The sequence below is a fragment of the Stutzerimonas chloritidismutans AW-1 genome (genome assembly GCF_000495915.1).
Taxonomy (GTDB): Bacteria; Pseudomonadota; Gammaproteobacteria; order Pseudomonadales; family Pseudomonadaceae; genus Stutzerimonas; species Stutzerimonas chloritidismutans.
This window is the reverse complement of sequence record NZ_AOFQ01000041.1, coordinates 44,294-63,137: the sequence shown is the minus strand read 5'-3', so window position 1 is coordinate 63,137 and position 18,844 is coordinate 44,294. Positions and strand designations below refer to the sequence as shown.

General features: G+C 57.8%; 19 protein-coding genes. All 19 read left to right on the top strand.

The window, feature by feature from the left end:
* The first annotated feature begins 180 nt into the window (after window positions 1-180).
* The 19 genes from rpoB to rplX all read left to right on the top strand — a co-directional run bounded on the left by rpoB (window position 181) and on the right by rplX (window position 18,841).
* A complete protein-coding gene (gene rpoB, locus F753_RS38235; RefSeq protein ID WP_014821636.1) occupies window positions 181-4,251 on the top strand; it encodes a DNA-directed RNA polymerase subunit beta in 4,071 nt (1,356 codons plus the stop codon).
* 65 nt (window positions 4,252-4,316) lie between these two features.
* On the top strand, window positions 4,317-8,516 hold the full coding sequence (gene rpoC, locus F753_RS38230) for a DNA-directed RNA polymerase subunit beta' (protein WP_014821635.1): 4,200 nt from the start codon (window positions 4,317-4,319) through the stop codon (window positions 8,514-8,516).
* A gap of 140 nt (window positions 8,517-8,656) precedes the next feature.
* Window positions 8,657-9,028: a 30S ribosomal protein S12 gene (rpsL, locus tag F753_RS38225; protein ID WP_003280832.1), complete on the top strand. Its 372-nt coding sequence runs from the start codon at window positions 8,657-8,659 to the stop codon at window positions 9,026-9,028.
* 98 nt (window positions 9,029-9,126) lie between these two features.
* Window positions 9,127-9,597, top strand: a complete 471-nt coding sequence (rpsG, locus tag F753_RS38220; protein WP_003280834.1) for a 30S ribosomal protein S7 — start codon at window positions 9,127-9,129, stop codon at window positions 9,595-9,597.
* 30 nt (window positions 9,598-9,627) lie between these two features.
* Complete coding sequence (gene fusA / locus F753_RS38215; RefSeq protein ID WP_014821634.1) at window positions 9,628-11,748, top strand: elongation factor G; 2,121 nt, start codon at window positions 9,628-9,630, stop codon at window positions 11,746-11,748.
* A gap of 30 nt (window positions 11,749-11,778) precedes the next feature.
* Window positions 11,779-12,972, top strand: a complete 1,194-nt coding sequence (gene tuf, locus F753_RS38210; RefSeq protein WP_014821633.1) for an elongation factor Tu — start codon at window positions 11,779-11,781, stop codon at window positions 12,970-12,972.
* 150 nt (window positions 12,973-13,122) lie between these two features.
* Window positions 13,123-13,434: a 30S ribosomal protein S10 gene (gene rpsJ, locus F753_RS38205; RefSeq protein WP_003186070.1), complete on the top strand. Its 312-nt coding sequence runs from the start codon at window positions 13,123-13,125 to the stop codon at window positions 13,432-13,434.
* Between the two features lie 82 nt (window positions 13,435-13,516).
* The gene (rplC, locus tag F753_RS38200) at window positions 13,517-14,152 is read left to right on the top strand and encodes a 50S ribosomal protein L3 (protein WP_023445633.1); all 636 of its coding nucleotides are present in this window, start codon (window positions 13,517-13,519) and stop codon (window positions 14,150-14,152) included.
* Between the two features lie 12 nt (window positions 14,153-14,164).
* Complete coding sequence (gene rplD, locus F753_RS38195) at window positions 14,165-14,767, top strand: 50S ribosomal protein L4 (protein ID WP_014821631.1); 603 nt, start codon at window positions 14,165-14,167, stop codon at window positions 14,765-14,767.
* Window positions 14,764-15,063, top strand: coding sequence for a 50S ribosomal protein L23 (gene rplW, locus F753_RS38190; RefSeq protein ID WP_003281842.1), 300 nt, complete (start codon window positions 14,764-14,766; stop codon window positions 15,061-15,063). The genes rplD and rplW overlap by 4 nt, the downstream gene beginning before the upstream one ends.
* A gap of 14 nt (window positions 15,064-15,077) precedes the next feature.
* The gene (gene rplB / locus F753_RS38185; protein WP_003281841.1) at window positions 15,078-15,899 is read left to right on the top strand and encodes a 50S ribosomal protein L2; all 822 of its coding nucleotides are present in this window, start codon (window positions 15,078-15,080) and stop codon (window positions 15,897-15,899) included.
* A 16-nt stretch (window positions 15,900-15,915) separates the two neighbouring features.
* Window positions 15,916-16,191, top strand: coding sequence for a 30S ribosomal protein S19 (rpsS, locus tag F753_RS38180; protein ID WP_014821630.1), 276 nt, complete (start codon window positions 15,916-15,918; stop codon window positions 16,189-16,191).
* A gap of 13 nt (window positions 16,192-16,204) precedes the next feature.
* Window positions 16,205-16,537: a 50S ribosomal protein L22 gene (gene rplV, locus F753_RS38175; RefSeq protein ID WP_003103908.1), complete on the top strand. Its 333-nt coding sequence runs from the start codon at window positions 16,205-16,207 to the stop codon at window positions 16,535-16,537.
* Between the two features lie 13 nt (window positions 16,538-16,550).
* Complete coding sequence (gene rpsC / locus F753_RS38170; RefSeq protein WP_003289210.1) at window positions 16,551-17,237, top strand: 30S ribosomal protein S3; 687 nt, start codon at window positions 16,551-16,553, stop codon at window positions 17,235-17,237.
* Between the two features lie 12 nt (window positions 17,238-17,249).
* The gene (gene rplP / locus F753_RS38165; RefSeq protein WP_003281836.1) at window positions 17,250-17,663 is read left to right on the top strand and encodes a 50S ribosomal protein L16; all 414 of its coding nucleotides are present in this window, start codon (window positions 17,250-17,252) and stop codon (window positions 17,661-17,663) included.
* Window positions 17,663-17,854 (top strand): 50S ribosomal protein L29, encoded by a 192-nt coding sequence (rpmC, locus tag F753_RS38160; RefSeq protein ID WP_003281834.1) that lies wholly within the window; start codon window positions 17,663-17,665, stop codon window positions 17,852-17,854. The genes rplP and rpmC overlap by 1 nt, the downstream gene beginning before the upstream one ends.
* 2 nt (window positions 17,855-17,856) lie before the next feature.
* Window positions 17,857-18,123: a 30S ribosomal protein S17 gene (gene rpsQ / locus F753_RS38155; RefSeq protein WP_003293030.1), complete on the top strand. Its 267-nt coding sequence runs from the start codon at window positions 17,857-17,859 to the stop codon at window positions 18,121-18,123.
* A 23-nt stretch (window positions 18,124-18,146) separates the two neighbouring features.
* Complete coding sequence (gene rplN, locus F753_RS38150; RefSeq protein ID WP_003281831.1) at window positions 18,147-18,515, top strand: 50S ribosomal protein L14; 369 nt, start codon at window positions 18,147-18,149, stop codon at window positions 18,513-18,515.
* An 11-nt stretch (window positions 18,516-18,526) separates the two neighbouring features.
* Window positions 18,527-18,841, top strand: a complete 315-nt coding sequence (rplX, locus tag F753_RS38145) for a 50S ribosomal protein L24 (RefSeq protein ID WP_003304067.1) — start codon at window positions 18,527-18,529, stop codon at window positions 18,839-18,841.
* The last annotated feature ends 3 nt before the right edge of the window (window positions 18,842-18,844 follow it).

The following is an 18,844-nucleotide window of genomic DNA, read 5'->3' as shown; positions in this document are numbered from 1 at the left end:
GCGAAAGGCTGATGGCTGGTGGCTTTTGCCACCGGCCTTTTTCCGTTATGGAAAGTCAGCCCTGCTGGCTATTCCTCGGAAAGCCACTTTAGGGTGGTGCGAATCAAGGGATTCGCAAGATTTTCTGGCTGCTCCCGTCGGGAGAAGCCAACAAGCAGGTGACCAAGCTGGGGAACGCTGATGGCTTACTCATACACTGAGAAAAAACGTATCCGCAAGGACTTTAGCAAGTTACCGCACGTGATGGACGTGCCGTATCTTTTGGCCATCCAGCTGGATTCGTACCGCGAATTCCTGCAGGCGGGAGCGACCAAAGATCAGTTCCGCGACATTGGCTTGCATGCAGCCTTCAAATCCGTTTTCCCGATTATCAGCTATTCCGGCAATGCAGCGCTGGAATACGTCGGCTATCGCCTGGGCGAGCCGGCTTTCGATGTCAAGGAATGTGTCCTGCGCGGCGTGACCTTCGCCGTTCCGCTGCGCGTCAAGGTGCGTCTGATCATTTTCGACAAAGAGTCGTCGAACAAGGCCATCAAGGACATCAAGGAGCAGGAAGTCTACATGGGGGAAATCCCCCTGATGACCGAGAACGGTACCTTTATCATCAACGGTACCGAGCGCGTTATTGTCTCCCAGCTGCACCGCTCGCCGGGCGTGTTCTTCGATCACGACCGTGGCAAGACTCACAGCTCCGGTAAGCTTTTGTATTCTGCTCGTATCATTCCTTACCGTGGCTCTTGGCTGGACTTCGAATTCGATCCGAAGGATGCCGTATTCGTCCGTATCGATCGTCGCCGCAAGCTGCCCGCTTCGGTACTTCTGCGTGCTTTGAATTACAGCACCGAAGAAATTCTCGATGCCTTCTACGACACCAACATCTTCCATGTGAAGGGCGAAACCCTTGCGTTGGAGCTGGTGCCGCAGCGTCTGCGTGGCGAGATCGCCACGTTCGACATCAAGGATGAGAACGGCAAGGTCATCGTCGAGCAGGGGCGTCGCATCACGGCTCGTCACATCAATCAGCTCGATAAGTCCGGTATCAAAGAGCTTGAGATGCCGATGGACTACGTCTTGGGGCGCACCGTTGCCAAGGCGATCGTGCATCCGGCCACCGGCGAAATCATCGCGGAGTGCAACACCGAGCTGACGGTCGATGCCATGGCGAAGATCGTCAAGGCTCAGGTCGTTCGTTTCGAGACCCTGTACACCAACGATATCGACTGCGGTCCGTTCATTTCCGATACGCTGAAGATCGACTCGACCACCAACCAGCTTGAAGCGCTGGTCGAGATCTATCGCATGATGCGTCCTGGCGAGCCGCCAACCAAGGATGCAGCCGAGACGTTGTTCAACAATCTGTTCTTCGCCTCGGAGCGCTACGACCTGTCCGCTGTGGGTCGGATGAAGTTCAACCGTCGTATCGGTCGTACCGAGATCGAGGGTTCGGGCGTTCTGAGCCGCGAAGACATCGTCGCCGTCCTCAAGACCCTGGTCGATATTCGTAACGGCAAGGGCATCGTTGACGACATCGATCACCTGGGTAACCGTCGTGTTCGTTGCGTTGGCGAGATGGCCGAGAACCAGTTCCGCGTTGGTCTGGTCCGTGTCGAGCGCGCCGTCAAGGAGCGTCTGTCGATGGCCGAAAGTGAAGGCCTGATGCCGCAGGACCTGATCAATGCCAAGCCGGTTGCGGCGGCGGTCAAGGAGTTCTTCGGTTCCAGCCAGCTTTCGCAGTTCATGGACCAGAACAACCCGCTGTCGGAAATCACCCACAAGCGCCGTGTCTCCGCACTTGGCCCGGGTGGTCTGACCCGTGAGCGCGCCGGCTTCGAAGTGCGTGACGTACACCCGACCCACTACGGTCGCGTATGCCCGATCGAGACTCCTGAAGGTCCGAACATCGGCCTGATCAACTCACTGGCTGCCTATGCTCGCACCAACCAGTACGGCTTCCTGGAAAGCCCGTACCGCGTGGTCAAGGAAGGCGAGGTCACTGATGAGATCGTGTTCCTCTCGGCGATCGAAGAAGCCGACCACGTTATCGCTCAGGCCAGCGCCAAGCTGGAAGGTCGCAAGCTGGTCGACGAACTGGTTGCTGTACGTCACTTGAACGAATTTACCGTCAAGGCTCCGGAAGACGTGACCCTGATGGACGTGTCGCCCAAGCAGGTCGTTTCCGTCGCTGCCTCGCTGATTCCGTTCCTCGAGCACGACGACGCCAACCGCGCTCTGATGGGCTCGAACATGCAGCGTCAGGCGGTGCCGACTCTGCGTTCGGACAAGCCGCTGGTCGGTACTGGTATGGAGCGCAACGTGGCGCGCGACTCCGGCGTTTGCGTGGTTGCCCGTCGTGGCGGTGTGATCGATTCAGTCGACGCGAGCCGTGTAGTCGTACGTGTTCATGATGGGGAGGTCGAGACCGGCGAAGCTGGTGTCGACATCTACAACCTGACCAAGTACACCCGTTCCAACCAGAACACCTGCATCAACCAGCGTCCGCTGGTTCGCAAGGGTGACGTGGTGGAGCGTGGCGACATCATGGCTGACGGCCCTTCCACTGATATGGGGGAGCTGGCGCTCGGGCAGAACATGCGCGTCGCGTTCATGCCTTGGAACGGCTACAACTTCGAAGACTCCATCCTCCTCTCGGAGCGTGTGGTTCAGGAGGATCGTTTCACCACTATCCATATCCAGGAACTGACCTGTGTGTCGCGTGACACCAAGCTCGGTCCAGAGGAAATCACCGCGGACATCCCGAACGTGGGCGAAGCGGCGCTGAACAAGCTGGACGAGGCGGGTATTGTCTACGTTGGTGCCGAAGTCGGCCCGGGCGATATCCTGGTCGGCAAGGTGACTCCGAAAGGCGAAACCCAGCTGACTCCGGAAGAGAAGCTCCTGCGCGCGATCTTCGGTGAGAAGGCGTCCGATGTGAAGGACACCTCCCTGCGTGTGCCGACTGGCACCAAAGGTACCGTTATCGACGTGCAGGTCTTCATCCGCGACGGTGTCGAGCGCGACTCCCGTGCGCTGGCTATCGAGAAGATGCAACTCGACGAGATCCGCAAGGACCTCAACGAGGAGTTCCGTATCGTCGAGGGCGCTACCTTCGAACGCCTGCGCTCGGCTCTGGTTGGCGCGACTGCCGAGGGCGGTGCCGGCCTCAAGAAAGGTGCTGTCATCACTGACGAGATCCTCGACGGGTTGGAGCATGGGCAGTGGTTCAAGCTGCGCATGGCCGAAGATGCGCTGAACGAGCAATTGGAAAAGGCTCAGGCCTACATCTCCGATCGCCGTCAGCTGCTCGACGACAAGTTCGAAGACAAGAAGCGCAAGTTGCAGCAGGGCGACGACCTGGCGCCGGGCGTACTGAAGATCGTCAAGGTCTACTTGGCGATCAAGCGTCGCATCCAGCCGGGCGACAAGATGGCTGGTCGTCACGGTAACAAGGGTGTCGTCTCGGTCATCATGCCGGTCGAAGACATGCCGCATGACGCCAACGGCACGCCGGTCGACATCGTGCTCAACCCGCTTGGCGTACCGTCGCGTATGAACGTTGGTCAGATCCTCGAAACCCACCTGGGCCTCGCCGCCAAGGGCCTGGGCGAGAAGATCAATCTGATGCTCGAAGAGCAGCGCAAGGTCGCGGAGCTGCGCAAGTTCCTGCACGAGATCTATAACGAGATCGGCGGCCGTCAGGAAAATCTGGACGACCTGAGCGATCAGGAAGTGCTGGACCTGGCCAACAACCTGCGCAAGGGCGTTCCGATGGCTACTCCGGTATTTGACGGAGCCAAGGAGCGCGAGATCAAGGCCATGCTGAAGCTGGCTGATCTGCCAGAAAGCGGTCAGATGCAGCTGTTCGACGGTCGTACCGGCAACAAATTCGAGCGCACCACCACGGTCGGCTACATGTACATGCTCAAGCTGAACCACCTGGTCGACGACAAGATGCACGCGCGTTCCACCGGTTCCTACAGCCTGGTTACCCAGCAGCCGCTGGGTGGTAAGGCGCAGTTCGGTGGTCAGCGCTTCGGGGAGATGGAGGTCTGGGCGCTGGAAGCCTATGGCGCCGCGTACACCCTGCAGGAAATGCTCACGGTCAAGTCGGACGACGTGAACGGGCGGACCAAGATGTACAAGAACATCGTGGACGGCGATCACCGTATGGAGGCCGGCATGCCGGAGTCCTTCAACGTGTTGATCAAAGAGATCCGCTCGCTCGGTATCGATATCGATCTGGAAACCGAATAACCACGCACCGCCTGCGCGGCGCCCGGCACTGGCCGGGTGTCGCAGGTCCGTGAGGAGGAAAGGCCTTGAAAGACTTGCTGAATCTGTTGAAAAACCAGGGTCAAATCGAAGAGTTCGATGCCATCAAGATTGCCCTGGCTTCGCCCGAGATGATCCGTTCCTGGTCCTTCGGTGAAGTAAAGAAGCCGGAAACCATCAACTACCGTACGTTCAAGCCGGAGCGCGACGGTCTGTTCTGCGCCAAGATCTTTGGTCCGGTAAAGGACTACGAGTGCCTGTGCGGTAAGTACAAGCGCCTCAAGCACCGCGGTGTCATCTGCGAGAAGTGTGGTGTGGAAGTCGCGCTGGCCAAGGTACGCCGGGAGCGCATGGCGCACATTGAGCTGGCTTCGCCGGTCGCCCACATCTGGTTCCTGAAGTCGCTGCCGTCCCGTATCGGCCTACTGCTGGACATGACTCTGCGCGACATCGAGCGCGTGCTCTATTTCGAAAGCTATGTCGTCATCGATCCGGGCATGACTACCCTGGAAAAGGGTCAGCTGCTTAATGACGAGCAGTACTTCGAAGCGCTGGAAGAGTTCGGTGACGACTTCGATGCCCGCATGGGTGCCGAGGCTGTGCGCGAGCTGTTGATCCAGATCGACCTGGAGCACGAAATCGGTCGCCTGCGCGAGGAAATCCCGCAGACCAACTCCGAAACCAAGATCAAGAAGCTCTCCAAGCGGCTGAAGCTGATGGAAGCGTTCCACGGCTCGGGCAACCTGCCGGAGTGGATGATTCTCACCGTGCTGCCAGTACTGCCGCCGGATCTGCGTCCGTTGGTTCCGCTGGATGGCGGTCGTTTCGCGACTTCGGATCTCAACGATCTGTATCGCCGCGTGATCAATCGTAACAACCGTTTGAAGCGTCTGCTCGACCTGTCGGCGCCGGACATCATCGTGCGCAACGAAAAGCGCATGCTGCAGGAAGCCGTCGATGCGTTGCTGGACAACGGTCGCCGCGGTCGCGCCATCACCGGCTCGAACAAGCGTCCGCTGAAGTCGCTGGCTGACATGATCAAGGGTAAGCAGGGTCGCTTCCGTCAGAACCTGCTCGGTAAGCGCGTGGACTACTCCGGTCGTTCCGTGATCACCGTGGGCCCGACTCTGCGTCTGCATCAGTGCGGTCTGCCGAAGAAGATGGCTCTCGAGCTATTCAAGCCGTTTATTTTCGGCAAGCTCGAAATGCGCGGCATGGCCACCACCATCAAGGCGGCCAAGAAGATGGTAGAGCGCGAGCTGCCCGAGGTCTGGGACGTTCTCGCCGAAGTCATTCGCGAACACCCCGTGCTGCTCAACCGCGCGCCGACCCTGCACCGTCTGGGTATCCAGGCGTTTGAGCCGGTGCTGATCGAAGGCAAGGCGATTCAGCTGCACCCGCTGGTCTGCGCGGCGTACAACGCCGACTTCGACGGTGACCAGATGGCCGTGCACGTGCCGCTGACCCTAGAAGCCCAGCTGGAAGCGCGCGCGCTGATGATGTCGACCAACAACATCCTTTCGCCAGCCAATGGCGAGCCGATCATCGTGCCGTCGCAGGACGTGGTTCTGGGTCTGTACTACATGACCCGTGAAGCCATCAACGCGAAGGGTGAAGGCCGGGTCTTCGCGGATCTGCAGGAAGTCGACCGTGTCTTCCGCGCCGGCGAAGCGTCGCTGCACGCCCGGGTGAAGGTGCGCATCAACGAAACCATCAAGGATCGTGACGGCAGCATCACCAAGAACACCCGTATCGTCGACACCACTGTTGGTCGCGCGCTGTTGTTCCAGATCGTGCCGGCCGGCCTGTCGTTCGACGTGGTCAACCAGCCGATGAAGAAAAAGGCAATCTCCAAGCTGATCAACCTGTGCTACCGCACTGTTGGCCTGAAGGACACTGTGATCTTCGCCGACCAGCTGATGTACACCGGTTTCGCCTACTCGACTATCTCCGGTGTTTCCATCGGCGTGAATGACTTCGTCATTCCGGATGAGAAAGCACGCATCATCGATGCGGCAACCGAGGAAGTTAAAGAGATCGAAAGCCAGTACGCTTCCGGCCTAGTAACCCAGGGCGAGAAGTACAACAAGGTGATCGACCTTTGGTCCAAGGCCAACGATGAAGTCTCCAAGGCGATGATGGCCAACCTCTCCAAGGAGAAGGTCATTGATCGTGATGGTAACGAAGCCGAGCAGGACTCGTTCAACTCGATGTACATGATGGCCGACTCGGGCGCGCGGGGTTCCGCTGCGCAGATTCGCCAGCTCGCCGGTATGCGTGGTCTGATGGCCAAGCCGGACGGCTCGATCATCGAAACGCCGATTACCGCGAATTTCCGTGAAGGTCTGAACGTACTCCAGTACTTCATCTCCACTCACGGTGCTCGTAAGGGTCTGGCGGATACCGCTCTGAAAACCGCGAACTCCGGTTACCTGACTCGTCGTCTCGTCGACGTTGCGCAGGATCTCGTGGTTACGGAGGTCGATTGCGGTACCGAGCAGGGGCTGTTCATGACCCCGCACATCGAGGGTGGTGACGTAGTCGAGCCGCTGGGTGAGCGCGTTCTCGGTCGTGTGATTGCGCGTGACGTACTCAAGCCGGGCACCGATGATGTACTGGTACCGGCTGGTACGTTGGTCGACGAGCAGTGGGTCGACTTCATCGAATTGAACAGCATCGACGAAGTGGTCGTGCGCTCGCCTATTTCCTGCGAAACCCGCTACGGTATCTGCGCCAAGTGCTACGGCCGCGACTTGGCCCGCGGGCATCAGGTGAACATCGGTGAGGCGGTGGGCGTTATCGCTGCTCAGTCCATCGGTGAGCCGGGTACCCAGCTGACCATGCGTACGTTCCACATTGGTGGTGCGGCCAGCCGTACTTCTGCTGTCGACAACGTCATGGTTAAGAACGGCGGCACCATTCGTCTGCATAACCTGAAACACGTAGAACGTGCCGATGGTGCGCTGGTGGCGGTATCCCGCTCCGGTGAGCTGGCGGTGGCCGACGACTTCGGTCGTGAGCGCGAGCGCTACAAGCTGCCGTACGGCGCGGTGATTTCCGTCAAGGAAGGCGACAAGGTCGATGCGGGTGCTGTGGTCGCCAAGTGGGACCCGCACACTCACCCGATCGTCACCGAGATGAAGGGTGTCGTGACCTTCGTCGGCATGGAAGAGAACATCACCATCAAGCGCCAGACCGACGAGTTGACCGGTCTGACCAACATCGAAGTGATGGATCCGAAGGACCGTCCGGCATCGGGCAAAGATATTCGCCCAGCGATCAAGATGGTCGACGCCAATGGCAAGGAGCTGCTGCTGCCGGGTACCGACGTGCCTGCTCAGTACTTCCTGCCGGCTAACGCCCTGGTGGGTGTGGCTGACGGTGCCGAGATCAACGTGGGCGACGTCATCGCACGTATCCCGCAGGAAACCTCGAAGACCCGCGATATCACCGGTGGTCTGCCGCGCGTTGCTGACCTGTTCGAAGCACGTCGTCCGAAGGAGCCGTCCATCCTGGCGGAAATCAGCGGTACGATTTCCTTCGGCAAGGAAACCAAGGGCAAGCGCCGCCTGGTGATCACGCCTACAGACGGTAGCGATCCGTACGAGGAACTGATTCCGAAGTGGCGTCACCTGAACGTCTTCGAAGGCGAGCAGGTGAACAAGGGCGAGGTCATCTCTGATGGCCCGAGCAACCCGCATGACATCCTTCGTCTCTTGGGTGTCAGTGCGCTGGCCAAGTACATCGTCAATGAAATTCAGGACGTGTACCGTCTGCAAGGCGTGAAGATCAACGATAAGCACATCGAGACCATCCTGCGGCAAATGCTGCGCAAGGTTGAGATCAGTGAGTCGGGTGATTCCAGCTTCATCAAGGGTGACCAGATGGAGCTGACCCAGGTATTGGAAGAAAACGAGCGTTTGAGCGACGACGACAAGTTCGTCTCCAAGTACGTCCGCGTTCTGCTGGGTATCACCAAGGCGTCGTTGTCGACCGAGTCGTTCATTTCTGCGGCGTCGTTCCAGGAAACAACGCGTGTTCTGACCGAGGCTGCCGTTACTGGCAAGCGCGATTATCTGCGCGGTCTCAAGGAAAACGTAGTCGTGGGTCGCCTGATTCCAGCTGGTACGGGCCTGCAGTATCACAGCGAGCGTAAGCGCAAGCGTGAAGCCGACAAGCCCGTTCGCGTGAGCGCCGATGAGGTCGAAGCAGCTCTGACTGAGGCGTTGAACTCCAGCGGTAACTAAAGTGCTTGGCCTCGGTTACAAGCCGGGGCCTGCCTTGACGGTGGGCGAGAAGCTCTTTAGACTCTCGTACCCCTAATTTGGCGGGGCTTCGTGCCCTGCCATTTTTCGTTTGTGTCGAAAGACAACAGTGGAGCTAGTAGATGGCAACTATCAACCAGCTGGTACGTCAGCCGCGTAAGCGGGTCGTCGAGAAAAGCGACGTCCCTGCGCTGCAAAACTGCCCGCAACGTCGTGGCGTGTGCACTCGTGTGTACACCACCACGCCGAAGAAACCGAACTCTGCACTTCGTAAGGTTTGCCGTGTTCGTCTGACCAATGGCTATGAAGTCGCCTCGTACATCGGCGGTGAAGGTCACAACCTGCAAGAGCACAGCGTAGTGCTGATCCGTGGCGGTCGTGTAAAAGACCTTCCGGGTGTGCGTTACCACACCGTGCGCGGCTCGCTGGATACTTCCGGCGTGAAAGACCGTAAGCAGGGTCGTTCCAAGTACGGCGCCAAGCGTCCGAAGTAAGCAGCATTTCTATTTATTTGAGTCGATAAGAGTAAGGTCGGGCGTAGCCTGTGCGTTACCGTTCCGAGCTAACCTGAAGACCGTTTGAGGGCTTATCAATGCCAAGACGTCGTGTAGCAGCCAAGCGCGAGATCCTTGACGATCCGAAATACGGAAGTCTGATCCTGGCCAAGTTCATGAACCACGTGATGGAAAGCGGCAAGAAAGCCGTTGCCGAGCGTATTGTTTATGGTGCCTTGGACAAGGTGAAGGAGCGCAAGAACAGCGATCCCCTGGAAATCTTCGAAAAAGCACTCGATGCCATCGCTCCGCTGGTCGAAGTCAAATCCCGCCGTGTTGGCGGTGCTACCTACCAGGTTCCGGTCGAAGTTCGTCCTTCCCGTCGCAATGCCCTGGCCATGCGCTGGCTGGTAGACGCTGCGCGCAAGCGTGGCGAGAAATCCATGGCGCTGCGCCTTGCTGGCGAGCTTATGGATGCTTTTGAAGGTAAAGGCGCTGCAGTCAAGAAGCGTGAAGACGTGCACCGTATGGCTGAAGCCAACAAGGCCTTCTCGCACTACCGCTTCTAAATCAAGCGCAACTTTTACGAGGACCTTATTGTGGCCCGTACTACCCCTATCAACCGCTACCGTAACATCGGTATCTGTGCCCACGTCGACGCGGGCAAGACCACCACGACGGAGCGGATTCTGTTCTACACTGGCCTCAGCCATAAGATGGGTGAAGTGCACGACGGTGCAGCGACTACCGACTGGATGGTTCAGGAGCAGGAGCGTGGTATTACCATTACCTCTGCTGCTGTAACGACCTTCTGGCAGGGTTCGCGCGGTCAGTACGACAACTATCGCGTCAACGTCATCGATACTCCCGGTCACGTTGACTTCACCATTGAAGTGGAGCGCTCGCTCCGCGTTCTCGATGGTGCTGTGGTTGTATTCTGCGGTACTTCCGGCGTTGAGCCGCAGTCCGAGACTGTATGGCGTCAGGCCAACAAGTACGGTGTTCCGCGTATCGTCTACGTGAACAAGATGGACCGCCAGGGAGCCAACTTCCTGCGCGTAGTTGGTCAGATCAAGCAGCGACTGGGTCACACCCCGGTGCCGGTCCAGCTTGCTATCGGCTCCGAAGAGAACTTCGAAGGTCAGATCGATCTGATCAAGATGAAGGCCATCTACTGGAACGATGAAGACAAGGGCACCAGCTATCGCGAGGAAGAGATTCCGGCAGAGCTGATGGATCTGGCTGAAGAGTATCGCTCCAACATGATCGAGGCTGCGGCCGAGGCCAACGAAGAGCTGATGAACAAGTATCTCGAGGGTGGTGAGCTCACCGTTGACGAGATCAAGGCTGGTCTGCGTCAGCGCACGATTGCCTGTGAAATCGTTCCGGCTGTCTGTGGCTCGTCCTTCAAGAACAAGGGCGTGCCTCTGGTTCTCGATGCCGTTATCGACTTCCTGCCTGCGCCGACTGAAATTCCCGCAATCCAGGGCGTAAATCCGGATAACGAAGAGCTGACCGATGAGCGTTACGCCAACGATGAAGAGCCTTTCTCCGCTCTGGCGTTCAAGATCGCTACCGACCCCTTCGTCGGTACCTTGACCTTCGCTCGCGTCTACTCCGGCGTTCTCTCTTCCGGTGACTCGGTGATGAACTCGGTCAAGGGCAAGAAGGAGCGCGTGGGTCGGATGGTGCAGATGCACGCCAACCAGCGTGAAGAGATCAAGGAGTGTCGCGCGGGTGATATCGCTGCTCTGATCGGCATGAAGGATGTCACCACTGGTGACACGCTCTGCTCGATCGACAAGCCGATCATTCTCGAGCGCATGGACTTCCCTGAGCCGGTAATTTCGGTAGCCGTTGAGCCGAAGACTAAGGCTGACCAGGAGAAGATGGGTATCGCGCTGGGCAAGCTGGCTCAGGAAGATCCATCGTTCCGTGTTCAGACCGACGAAGAAACCGGTCAGACCATCATCTCGGGTATGGGTGAGCTTCACCTCGACATCCTTGTCGATCGTATGCGTCGCGAGTTCAACGTCGAAGCCAACATCGGCAAGCCGCAGGTGTCTTACCGCGAAACTATCACCAAGGACAATGTCGAGATCGAAGGTAAGTTCGTTCGTCAGTCCGGTGGTCGCGGCCAGTTCGGTCATTGCTGGATCCGTTTCTCCACTCCGGACGTGGATGAAAAGGGCAATATCACTGAAGGCTTGGTGTTCACCAACGAAGTGGTAGGTGGTGTAGTTCCGAAGGAATACATCCCGGCGATCCAGAAGGGAATCGAAGAGCAGATGAAGAACGGCGTTGTCGCCGGCTATCCGCTGATCGGCCTGAAGGCTACCGTGTTCGATGGTTCCTACCATGACGTCGACTCTAACGAGATGGCGTTCAAGGTTGCAGCTTCCATGGCGACCAAGCAGCTGGCCGGTAAGGGCGGCGGTAAAGTGCTTGAGCCGATCATGAAGGTTGAAGTGGTGACCCCTGAAGACTACATGGGCGATGTAATGGGTGACCTGAACCGTCGTCGTGGTCTGATCCAGGGTATGGAAGACTCGGTCTCCGGCAAGGTTATCCGTGCCGAGGTTCCGCTTGGGGAAATGTTCGGTTATGCAACCGACGTTCGTTCCATGTCTCAGGGTCGCGCGAGCTACTCCATGGAATTCTCCAAATACGCTGAGGCGCCGGCGAATATCGTCGAGACGCTCGTCAAAAAACAAGGTTGATTCAGCCCTTTAAGTAAGAGGTTTACTGTCGTGGCTAAGGAAAAGTTCGAACGTAACAAACCGCACGTCAACGTCGGCACCATTGGTCACGTCGACCATGGCAAGACCACTCTGACTGCTGCTCTGACTCGCGTGTGCTCCGAAGTTTTCGGCTCCGCTCGTGTCGACTTCGACAAGATCGATAGCGCGCCCGAAGAGAAGGCTCGCGGTATCACCATCAACACCGCTCACGTAGAGTACGACTCCAATGTCCGTCACTACGCGCATGTTGACTGCCCGGGTCACGCTGACTATGTGAAGAACATGATCACCGGTGCTGCCCAGATGGATGGTGCGATCCTGGTTTGCTCCGCTGCTGACGGCCCCATGCCGCAGACTCGCGAGCACATCCTACTGTCTCGTCAGGTGGGTGTTCCGTACATCGTCGTGTTCCTGAACAAGGCCGACATGGTCGACGATGCCGAGCTGCTCGAGCTGGTCGAAATGGAAGTTCGTGATCTGCTGTCGACCTATGATTTCCCGGGTGACGACACGCCGATCATCATCGGTTCCGCGCTGATGGCGCTGAATGGCGAAGATGACAACGAGCTGGGCACTACTGCGGTCAAGAAGCTGGTCGAGACTCTGGATACCTACATCCCTGAGCCGGTTCGCGCCATCGACAAGCCGTTCCTGATGCCGATCGAAGACGTGTTCTCCATTTCCGGTCGCGGTACCGTTGTGACTGGTCGTGTTGAGCGCGGCATCGTCAAGGTTCAGGAAGAGATCGAGATCGTTGGTCTGCGTGATACCACCAAGACCACCTGTACCGGTGTCGAAATGTTCCGCAAGCTGCTCGACGAAGGTCGTGCCGGTGAGAACTGCGGCGTTCTGCTGCGTGGTACCAAGCGTGATGACGTCGAGCGTGGCCAGGTTCTGGCCAAGCCGGGCACCATCAAGCCGCACACCAAGTTCGAAGCCGAAGTGTACGTTCTGTCCAAGGAAGAGGGTGGTCGTCACACCCCGTTCTTCAAGGGCTATCGTCCGCAGTTCTACTTCCGTACCACCGACGTGACCGGTTCGTGCGAACTGCCGGAAGGCGTTGAGATGGTAATGCCGGGCGACAACGTAAAAATGGTTGTCACCCTGATCAAGCCGATCGCCATGGAAGACGGCCTGCGCTTCGCAATTCGCGAGGGTGGTCGTACCGTTGGTGCTGGCGTGGTTGCCAAGATCGTCGAGTAATAATTGACGATGATGAAAAAGGCCCCCTCGGGGGCCTTTTTCTATTATTGATCATTTATTGACACCCTATGGGCGCATCCGTACAATTGCGCCTCCTTTTACCGGGGGTATTGCGCCTGGTAGGGTGGCTACTTGGAGTCTGAGGTCAAAATGCAAAACCAACAAATCCGTATTCGGTTGAAGGCTTTTGACCATCGCCTGATCGATCAATCAACCCAGGAAATCGTGGAAACCGCGAAACGTACTGGTGCTCAGGTGCGTGGTCCGATTCCGCTGCCAACCCGCAAAGAGCGGTTCACTGTGCTGGTCTCTCCGCACGTCAATAAAGACGCGCGCGATCAGTATGAAATTCGAACCCACAAGCGTGTGCTGGACATTGTTCAGCCGACCGACAAAACCGTCGATGCGCTGATGAAGCTCGATCTTGCGGCTGGTGTGGAAGTGCAGATCAGCCTCGGCTAAAACCTGAGAGTTTTAGTCGTGTAACGCTCTGAAATGGGCGGCCATAGCGGGTGAAAGCCCCGTACACTCAAGAGGTTTCAAAATGACTATTGGTGTAGTCGGTCGCAAATGCGGTATGACCCGCGTTTTCACCGAGGATGGTGTCTCTATTCCGGTTACGGTCATCGAGATCGAGCCGAATCGCGTCACTCAGTTCAAGAATGAAGAGAGCGATGGCTATCGTGCAGTGCAGGTCACTGTCGGCGAGCGTCGCGCGTCCCGTGTTACCAAGGCTCAGGCCGGTCACTTCGCTAAAGCGAATGTTGCTGCTGGTCGTGGCGTCTGGGAATTCCGTCTCGATAGCGAGGAGTTCCAGGCTGGTGACCAGATCAACGCTGAGATTTTCCAGGCTGGGCAGATGGTGGATGTCACCGGTCAGTCCAAGGGTAAAGGCTTCGCCGGTACCATCAAGCGTTGGAACTTCCGTGGTCAGGACAATACCCACGGTAACTCCGTATCCCACCGCGTCCCGGGCTCTATCGGTCAGTGCCAGACCCCAGGTCGTGTATTCAAGGGCAAGAAGATGTCCGGGCACATGGGCGCCGAGCGCGTAACCGTGCAGTCTCTGGAAATCGTGCGTGTCGATGCTGAGCGGAATCTGCTTTTGGTGAAGGGCGCAGTGCCCGGTGCCACTGGTGGTGACGTGCTCGTGCGTCCGGCCGCCAAGGCTCGCGGTTAAGGGGGAGTTCACATGCAATTGAATGTAAATGGCGCACAGGCCATCGAAGTCTCCGATCGCACCTTTGGTGGTGAGTTCAACGAGACGCTGGTGCACCAGGCAGTCGTCGCCTACATGGCCGGCGGTCGTCAGGGTAGCAAGCAGCAGAAAACCCGCTCCGATGTGTCCGGTGGTGGCAAGCGTCCGTGGCGCCAGAAGGGCACAGGTCGTGCTCGTGCTGGTACCAGTCGTGGCCCGATCTGGCGTGGCGGTGGCGTAACATTCGCCGCGCGTCCTCAGAACCATGATCAGAAGCTGAACAAGAAGATGTATCGCGCTGCGCTGCGTTCCATTCTTGCTGAGCTGGTCCGCTCCGAGCGTCTGGTTGTCGTAGAAGATTTCGCCGTCGACGCGCCGAAAACCAAGGTGCTTGCTAGCAAGCTCAATGGTATGGGCCTGAGCGATGTGCTGATCGTTTCCGATGCTGTCGATCAGAACCTGTACCTGGCTGCGCGCAACCTGCCGCATGTCGATGTGCGTGATGTCCAGGGTTCCGATCCGGTCAGCCTGATCGCCTATGACAAGGTGTTGATCACCGTGTCGGCTGTGAAGAAATTCGAGGAGCTGCTGGGATGAACCAGGAACGCGTATTCAAAGTCCTGCTTGGTCCGCACGTCTCTGAGAAGGCTACCGTGCTGGCTGACAGCAAGAAGCAATTCGTTTTCAAGGTTGCGACCGACGCAACCAAGCTGGAAATCAAGAAGGCTGTTGAGAGCCTGTTCGACGTGAAGGTCGCCGCCGTCAACACCCTGAACGTTCAGGGCAAGACCAAGCGTACCGCTCGCGGTCTGGGCAAGCGCAACGACTGGAAGAAGGCATATATCGCGCTTCAGCCGGGCCAGGATCTCGATTTCTCCGGCAGTGCTGAGTAAGGAAGGGGTGCATCATGGCAATCGTTAAATGCAAACCGACTTCCGCGGGCCGCCGTTTTGTGGTCAAGGTGGTCAATCAGGAGCTGCACAAAGGCGCTCCTTACGCACCGCTGCTCGAGAAGAAGTCGAAGACTGGCGGCCGTAACAACAACGGTCGTATCACCACTCGCCACATTGGTGGTGGTCACAAGCAGCATTACCGTCTGGTTGATTTTCGTCGCAACAAGGATGGTATTCCTGCCATCGTCGAGCGTATCGAATATGACCCGAACCGTACTGCGCACATTGCGCTGCTGAAGTATGCCGATGGTGAGCGTCGCTACATCATCGCGCCGAAGGGTGTAAGCGCTGGCGATCAACTGGTCTCGGGCATCAATGCTCCGATCAAGGCTGGCAACAGCCTGCCGCTGCGCAACATCCCGCTGGGTTCTACCGTTCACGGTGTCGAGCTCAAGCCGGGTAAGGGTGCTCAGATCGCTCGCTCCGCTGGCGCTTCTGCTCAGCTGGTTGCTCGCGAGGGTTCCTACGTGACGCTGCGTCTGCGCTCCGGCGAGATGCGCAAGGTGCTGGCCGAGTGCCGTGCGACCCTGGGCGAGGTCTCGAACTCCGAGCACAGCCTGCGTTCGCTGGGCAAGGCAGGGGCTAAGCGCTGGAAGGGCATTCGTCCTACCGTTCGTGGTGTCGCGATGAACCCGGTCGATCACCCGCACGGTGGTGGTGAAGGTCGTACCTCCGGTGGTCGTCATCCGGTGTCGCCATGGGGCTTCCCGACTAAGGGCGCGAAGACCCGCACTAACAAGCGCACCGATAACATGATTGTCCGTCGTCGCAAGTAACTAGAGGGATACGACAGTGCCGCGTTCTCTGAAAAAAGGTCCTTTTATCGATCTTCACCTACTGAAGAAGGTCGAAGCGGCGGTGGAAAAGAGCGATCGTAAGCCAGTTAAAACCTGGTCGCGTCGTTCGATGATCCTGCCGCAAATGGTCGGTCTGACCATCGCTGTACATAACGGTCGTCAACATGTACCGGTCCTCGTGTCCGAAGACATGGTCGGCCACAAACTCGGCGAGTTCGCTGCAACCCGTACATATCGCGGGCATGTGGCGGACAAGAAAGGCAAGCGCTAAGGGGTAAGGAAAGATGGAAGTAGCCGCTAAGTTGTCGGGCGCTCGCATCTCCGCCCAGAAAGCCCGCCTGGTCGCCGACCAGATCCGCGGGAAGAAGGTGGGCGAAGCGCTCAACCTCCTGGCTTTCAGTAGCAAGAAAGCCGCCGAGATCATGAAGAAAGTGCTGGAGTCGGCCGTTGCCAACGCCGAGCACAACGAAGGCGCAGATGTGGATGACTTGAAAGTCTCCACGGTCTTCGTCAACGAGGGGCGTTCGCTTAAGCGCATCATGCCGCGTGCCAAAGGCCGCGCTGATCGCATCGTCAAGCGGTCTTGCCATATCACTGTCAAGGTTGCGGACAAGTAACGGAGTCGATCAGATGGGTCAGAAAGTACATCCCACTGGCATTCGCCTGGGAATCGTCAAGGAGCACACCTCCGTCTGGTACGCAGACGGCCGCACGTATGCAGACTATCTGCTTGCAGATCTGAACGTGCGTGAGTACCTCCAAGACAAATTAAAAAGCGCGTCCGTAAGCCGTATCGATATCCATCGCCCGGCTCAAACCGCACGCATCACCATCCACACCGCTCGTCCCGGCATTGTGATCGGCAAGAAGGGTGAGGATGTTGAGAAGCTGCGTCAGGACCTGACCAAGCAAATGGGTGTGCCGGTGCACATCAATATCGAAGAGATCCGCAAGCCGGAGCTCGACGCAATGCTGGTTGCACAGAGCGTAGCTCAGCAGCTGGAGCGTCGCGTGATGTTCCGTCGCGCCATGAAGCGCGCCGTACAGAACGCCATGCGCATTGGTGCCAAAGGCATCAAGATCCAGGTCAGTGGTCGTCTGGGTGGGGCTGAAATTGCCCGTACCGAGTGGTATCGCGAAGGTCGTGTGCCTCTGCACACCCTGCGTGCCGATATCGATTACAACACTTACGAAGCGCACACCACTTACGGTGTGATCGGCGTGAAGGTGTGGATCTTCAAGGGCGAAGTAATTGGTGGTCGCCATGAAGAGCTCAAGCCTCAAGCGCCTGCTCCTCGTAAAAAAGCTGCTAAGTAAGGGGTACGCCAAATGTTGCAACCCAAGCGTACAAAATTCCGCAAGCAGATGACCGGCCACAACCGTGGTCTGGCTCAGCGCGGTAGCAAGGTCAGCTTCGGCGAATTCGCGCTGAAGTCTGTTTCCCGTGGTCGTCTGACCGCGCGTCAGATCGAGGCTGCACGTCGTGCGCTCACCCGTCACGTAAAGCGTGGCGGAAAGATCTGGATCCGCGTGTTCCCCGACAAGCCTGTAACCAAGAAGCCTCTGGAAGTCCGGATGGGTAAAGGTAAGGGTAGCGTCGAGTACTGGGTAGCCCAGATTCAGCCGGGCAAGGTGCTCTACGAGATCGAGGGTGTTTCCGAAGAGCTGGCGCGTGAGGCTTTCGCCCTGGCCGCTGCAAAGCTGCCGCTCGCCACCTCCTTTGTTAAGCGGACGGTGATGTGATGAAAGCGAATGAACTTCGTGAAAAATCCGTTGAGCAGCTGAACGAGCAACTGCTCGAGCTGCTGCGGGACCAGTTCAATCTGCGTATGCAGAAAGCGACTGGCCAGTTGGGGCAGTCTCACCTGCTCTCGCAAGTCAAGCGCGACATCGCTCGTGTCAAGACTGTGCTCAACCAGCAGGCAGGTAAGTGATCATGGCTGAAGCTCAGAAAACCGTCCGCACGCTGACCGGCCGCGTCGTCAGCGACAAGATGGACAAGACCATCACCGTTCTGATCGAGCGTCGCGTCAAGCACCCGATCTACGGTAAATACGTGAAGCGTTCGACCAAACTGCACGCCCACGACGAAACCAACCAGTGCCGTATCGGCGACAAGGTCACCATCCGCGAGACTCGTCCGCTGGCAAAGACCAAGTCCTGGATGCTGGTTGATGTCGTTGAACGCGCCGTCGAAGTCTAAGGGCTAGGGGTCGGAGAAATTATATGATTCAGACTCAATCCATGCTCGATGTGGCTGATAACAGTGGCGCTCGTCGCGTCATGTGTATCAAGGTGCTCGGCGGTTCTCACCGTCGTTACGCCGGCATCGGCGACATTATCAAAGTAACCGTCAAGGAAGCGATTCCTCGTGGCAAGGTCAAGAAAGGCCAGGTGATGACCGCTGTTGTGGTTCGCACTCGTCACGGTGTTCGTCGTCCCGATGGCTCCATCATTCGCTTCGATGGCAATGCTGCTGTTCTGCTGAACAACAAGCAGGAGCCTATCGGCACCCGTATCTTTGGGCCGGTGACGCGTGAACTTCGTACCGAGAAGTTCATGAAGATCGTCTCGCTCGCCCCTGAAGTGCTGTAAGGAGTAGCCGCATGCAAAAGATTCGTCGCAACGACGAGATCATCGTCATCGCCGGCAAAGACAAGGGCAAGCGCGGTAAGGTGCTGAAGGTCCTCGCGGACGACCGTCTGGTCGTTGGCGGGATCAATCTCGTAAAGCGCCATACCAAGCCTAACCCGATGTCCGGCGTTCAGGGCGGTATCGTCGAGAAGGAGGCGCCTTTGCACGTCTCTAACGTCGCCATTTTCAACGGTGAGACCAACAAGGCAGACCGCGTTGGCTTCAAGGTTGAAGAAGGCAAGAAAATTCGTGTCTTCAAGTCGACCCAGAAGCCGGTTGACGCTTGAGAC